At 39.8% G+C, this 4,976-nt stretch carries 5 protein-coding genes; 1 reads left to right on the forward strand and 4 read right to left on the reverse strand.

From position 1 onward, the window contains the following. Nucleotides 1–685: 685 nt before the first annotated feature. The 3 genes from yghU to KSO91_RS15965 all read right to left on the reverse strand — a co-directional run bounded on the left by yghU (nt 686) and on the right by KSO91_RS15965 (nt 2,898). On the reverse strand, nt 686–1,549 hold the full coding sequence (yghU, locus tag KSO91_RS15955; RefSeq protein WP_238744022.1) for a glutathione-dependent disulfide-bond oxidoreductase: 864 nt from the start codon (nt 1,547–1,549) through the stop codon (nt 686–688). Nucleotides 1,550–1,611: 62 nt separating this feature from the next. After that, nucleotides 1,612–2,289, reverse strand: coding sequence for a glutathione S-transferase family protein (locus tag KSO91_RS15960; protein WP_238744023.1), 678 nt, complete (start codon nt 2,287–2,289; stop codon nt 1,612–1,614). A gap of 60 nt (nt 2,290–2,349) precedes the next feature. Further along, nucleotides 2,350–2,898: a carboxymuconolactone decarboxylase family protein gene (locus KSO91_RS15965; RefSeq protein WP_238744024.1), complete on the reverse strand. Its 549-nt coding sequence runs from the start codon at nt 2,896–2,898 to the stop codon at nt 2,350–2,352. 151 nt (nt 2,899–3,049) lie between these two features. On the opposite strand from KSO91_RS15965, the gene KSO91_RS15970 reads away from it, so the two are divergent. Then, nucleotides 3,050–3,634: a TetR/AcrR family transcriptional regulator gene (locus KSO91_RS15970; protein WP_238744025.1), complete on the forward strand. Its 585-nt coding sequence runs from the start codon at nt 3,050–3,052 to the stop codon at nt 3,632–3,634. Between the two features lie 83 nt (nt 3,635–3,717). On the opposite strand, the gene galE is transcribed toward KSO91_RS15970, so the two are convergent. After that, complete coding sequence (gene galE, locus KSO91_RS15975) at nt 3,718–4,728, reverse strand: UDP-glucose 4-epimerase GalE (RefSeq protein WP_238744026.1); 1,011 nt, start codon at nt 4,726–4,728, stop codon at nt 3,718–3,720. Between the last annotated feature and the right edge of the window lie 248 nt (nt 4,729–4,976).

Here is a 4,976-nt window from a genome sequence, read left to right on the forward strand (position 1 = left end):
GCTTAATTCGTGCCAAACAATTTAAAAGAACTCAACGCTTTGATATATATGTTGTAATTATTTATTTTGTATTTTTCATTAAAAATAGAAATTGATTTTTTCTGATGAATTGTTAACGCGGTGAACAGTTTGTTAATTTATTATAGATTAATTGTTAATGCGGAGGTGTTGCTTATCATCAAAGGCATGGCTAACAGAAAACATATAAAGGCATTCTTTAATGGCTAAAATCAGCATTATCTTAGCTATCAGAGTCAAAGAACGTATTGGTTAGCGCAACTATTAGTTAAACGCTCTAACCAATACGTTGTGGCATAAGTAATGCGTAATACAATAATCAGTGTCTTGTGAATCAGCTCATACATGAGTCGTGATAAACCTAAGTCAGCTTAACAATTTCATTTAACTATCTGTTATATGCAAGTTGTCTCTTAGCATCACTCGCGCGCGCCAAAGCGGCGAACCCTTTTATAAGTTATATATACCTTTATAAAACGGTCCTTTCTAAGACCTGTGGGCTAATCAGAGTAGCGGTAATAAGGTTATTACCATCCATACTGTCAGTAATAATGGTCTAGTAGCGTAGAGATTAAAGGCCAATAAAACAGCTAAAATGCAAAGAAAGCTTACCCAGTAGGTAAGCTTTCAAGCGGTTCACTAAGTATTATTCTTTTCGGGGAAGTCACTAAAATTTTGGCTTGAGTGATAATACGTTGGTGATATCCGCCATATTGTGGCGCTCTGGAAGTTGTTCCCAAGGCTCTCCCCAAGTACGGTTAACAATCTTACCGCGTTGCACGGCGGGGCGTTCGAGTATCTTTTTTGCCCAACGCTGAACATGGGGGTAACTATCAACATCCAGAAATGTTTTTGCTTCGTATAGATTCCCGAGTACTAGATTGCCGTACCATGGCCAGATTGCAATATCGGCAATGCTGTAAGTCTCTCCCGCAATATAGTGATTTTCTGCTAATTGCTTATCAAGTAGATCCAATTGACGTTTTGTTTCCATCGTAAATCGATTGATTGGATATTCAAGTTTTTCTGGTGCATAAGCATAAAAATGACCAAAACCACCACCAAGATAAGGTGCTGCACCTTGCAACCAAAACAGCCAATTCATTACTTTGACTCGCTTTTCGGTTGCTTCAGGTAATAGCAATCCGAATTTTTCAGCTAAATATAATAGAATAGAGCCAGACTCAAAGACTTCTATCGGGGTATCAGCGGATCGATCCACTAAAGCAGGGATTTTTGAATTAGGATTAACAGCAACAAATCCTGACGAGAACTGATCACCTTCGCCTATATTAATCAAATGTGCATCATATTCGGCATCTTGATGACCTGCCGCAAGCAACTCTTCGAGCATAATGGTGACTTTTTGACCATTTGGCGTACCAAGCGAATAAAGTTGAAGCCCATGTTGACCGACAGGTAATATTTTTTCATGTGTCGCACCAGAAATAGGGCGGTTTATTTTTGCCCATTCCCCAGCGTCTTTGTCGTCAACAGTCCAAACTTTAGCGGGTGTATATTGATTTTGCATACTAACTCCTAACAATAAAAATGGCCGTATCTGTTTAACGGTTTTTGTGTTTTTTCTTAACACTATTCTTTAGAAAAGTTTTGTGGGTAAAGTGCGCGTTGTGCAAGCTCATCTAAGTCTGATTTAAACTCAATGTCATTGCCAATGTTACGCGCTTTTTCGACAGTAGGACGACTATCGACAGCGGCAAACCAACGCAGTAGATTTGGGTAAGGTGTTAACCCCTCATCACCCAGAACGATTTTTGCTCTATCAATCCATCCCCAAGCAGAAATGTCAGCAATACTAAACTGCTCCCCAACAATATATTGTCGATTTTCAAGATGTTTATCTAATACTTGATAGTGACGTTGTGCTTCTCGTAAATAACGGTTGATTGCGTAGGGAATTTTTTCCGGTGCAGCACGGTTAAAGTGCACAGACTGTCCTGAATAGGGGCCTAAACCTGAAGCAATAAACATTAACCATGAAAGCATTTCTGCGCGATCTTTTGGTTCTCCCGCAAGCTGGCCTGTTTTCTCAGAGAGATACAGTAAGATAGCAGTTGAATCAAATACACGCAGGCCATCATCTTCAATTGCTGGGACTTTACCGTTCGGGTTAATCGCTCGATATTCGGCGCTATGCTGATCCCCTTTTAGGGTATCAACCGGCACCAACTCATAAGGTAGTCCTGTTTCTTGTAAAAACAGGGATACCTTGATTGGATTAGGGCCTTGATGAAAATAAAACTTTAGCATATCTCGTTCCTTCTTTAGTAAGTAGTCAACCAACAAATAATGAGAATCCATGTTGGCTGTTTATTTTTTCCAAGCAAATTTTTCAAACATGCTATCTACTGGTGTTTGGGCAAGATGGTTGGTGTAGTTGCTCATTACTTTTTGTGCCATGCCTAGCACAATTTCTAGCATTTGACGTTGTGTAAAACCTGCAGCAAAGAACGTGTTCATTTCATCTGAAGTTAAGTTACCGCGACCACGTGTCATAGCCAAAGTCGTATCATGAAGCACTTGTAACTTTTTATTGGGTAAGGCAGTGCTATTACGTAATGCTTCTGTAATGGCGGGGTCTATTTTCATCATATTTGCAATCGCTGTATGAGCAGGAACACAGTAAGTACATTCGTGTTCAACGTTAATAGTTTGCCATACAACCGTTATTTCATCCGCATTGAAAGAAGATTCAGTAAATAGTTTGTGCAGCACTTGATAACCTTCGAGTAGTCCAGGCGCCTCGGCCATCACACCATGTAGATTTGGCAGCATGCCGTTTTCTTTGATTGATTGTTCAACCAAAGCTTTGCTTGCTTGTGGCGAAGTGTCTAGCGTATGAATTGTAAAATTGCTCATTTTTATCATCCTATTTCTGTTTTAATTGGGTTTGTTTTGATTGAGGTTTATTGTTTTACCTCGTTGTCGTTATACAATATAACTAGACCTGAACGATTGTTCAAGATATTATTGAACAAATGTTCAGATATTTATTTAAGGGATCACTACCATGGCAAAGAATGCTAAGTTCGACCGAGGAGACGTCATCGATAAAGCGATTAATCTTTATTGGGAAAAAGGCTTTCATGCAACCTCTATGCGTAATTTACAAGAGGTTGTTGATATGCGTCCCGGCAGCGTGTATGCAACCTTTGGCAGTAAAGAAGGCTTATTTAAAGAAGCGTTGCAACGATATATGCAACTCGGGATTGATAATATTAACAATTGTCGGCAACTAGCAGGATCCCCTTTGCAAGGTCTGAAAAAGTTTGTTTATCAAGTCGTGGTTGAGAAACGTAGTAGTTCCCCAAGCGGTATGTGTATGCTTGCAAAAACAATCTCTGAGCTCACGGAAGAAAACGCAGAGTTATTGGCACAAGCGAAACAATCGCTTAAAACCATGGAAGCTGAATTTGAGAAGGTTTTGTGTGATGCCCAGACGTTAGGTGAATTAGATAAGAATAAAGATACTAAGCAACTGGCTCGGCATATCCAAATTCAAATATCTGGTATGCGAACTTATGCGAGTATCCATGATGGAAATGTCCCATTAGAAAAGATGATCGAAGATATGTTTACACATTATCCGTTTTAGCGACCACTTTTTAGTTAAGAGATAAGCAAAAGGTCCTTAGGATATGCCTGACGAGCCAAATCCTAAAGCGCTTTGATTTAGTATTAGTAACCTTGCGGGTTTTTAGATTGCCAGTTCCAAGTGTCTGCAGTCATTTCCATTACGGTCCGTGTCGCTTTCCACCCTAAATCTTTTTCTGCTTTAGCTGTACTTGCCCAGCATTCTGCAATATCACCTGGTCGGCGAGGACAAATTTCATAAGGGACAGGTTTAGCGCTTGCCTTACTAAAAGCATTGACCATTTCAATGACACTCGTTCCGTTACCCGTACCGAGGTTGTAGATATGTAGACCAGATTTTTCTCCGAGTACATTTAATGCGGCTATATGACCATCAGATAAATCCATTACATGAATGTAATCGCGAACACCAGTACCATCAGGTGTTGGATAGTCATTACCAAAGACAGAAAGTTTATCACGGCGGCCCACGGCTACTTGAGCAATAAAGGGCATTAAGTTATTTGGGATCCCTTGAGGATCTTCACCCATCGTACCCGATGGATGTGCACCAACAGGGTTGAAATAACGTAGTAGTGTAATGCTCCAGTCCGGTTGCGATTGGTAGAAATCGGTTAGGCATTCTTCCACGATATATTTACTACGACCATAGGGATTTGTTGTTGCTCCAACGGGGGAATCTTCAGTAATAGGCACTGTTTTTGGGTCACCGTAAACTGTCGCCGATGAACTAAATACAATACTTTTTACGCCAGCAGTACGCATTGCACGAGCAAGAACCAGTGATCCGTTTACATTGTTATCGTAATACTCTAGGGGCTTACTAACGGACTCGCCAACTGATTTTAAGCCTGCAAAATGGATCACTGAATTGATGTTATGCTCACTAAATACTTTATTTAGAAATGTCTCGTCGCGAACATCTCCTTCATAAAATTGAGGACGAATACCTGTCAGGGCTTGAATTCGATCTAAAACGGCTAATTTAGCATTACAAAGGTTATCAACAATAATGGGTTCCATGCCCGCTTTTAACATTTGCACACATGTGTGGCTACCAATATAACCTAGACCACCAGTAACGAGAACTTTCACGATAAATTGCTCCTATAGATATTAACTTAAGATAACATGCTTATGCACTTAACTCAGGTGAAAATGGGAAAAGATAAAAACATAAAAAATAATAATTATCTTATATTTTAGTATATTAGTATTTCTCTGTGTAGCGCGCAGCGCCTCTGTTAATGAATGCGAACCGAAACGCAGTTTCGCAGTCGCATGAAGTGTGCGTGGTAGTGGTTTTAATCTTTTTACAAAAAATAACCTGAGTCATCTACATA

This window comes from Psychromonas antarctica (assembly GCF_022267535.1).
Taxonomy (GTDB): domain Bacteria; phylum Pseudomonadota; class Gammaproteobacteria; order Enterobacterales; family Psychromonadaceae; genus Psychromonas; species Psychromonas antarctica.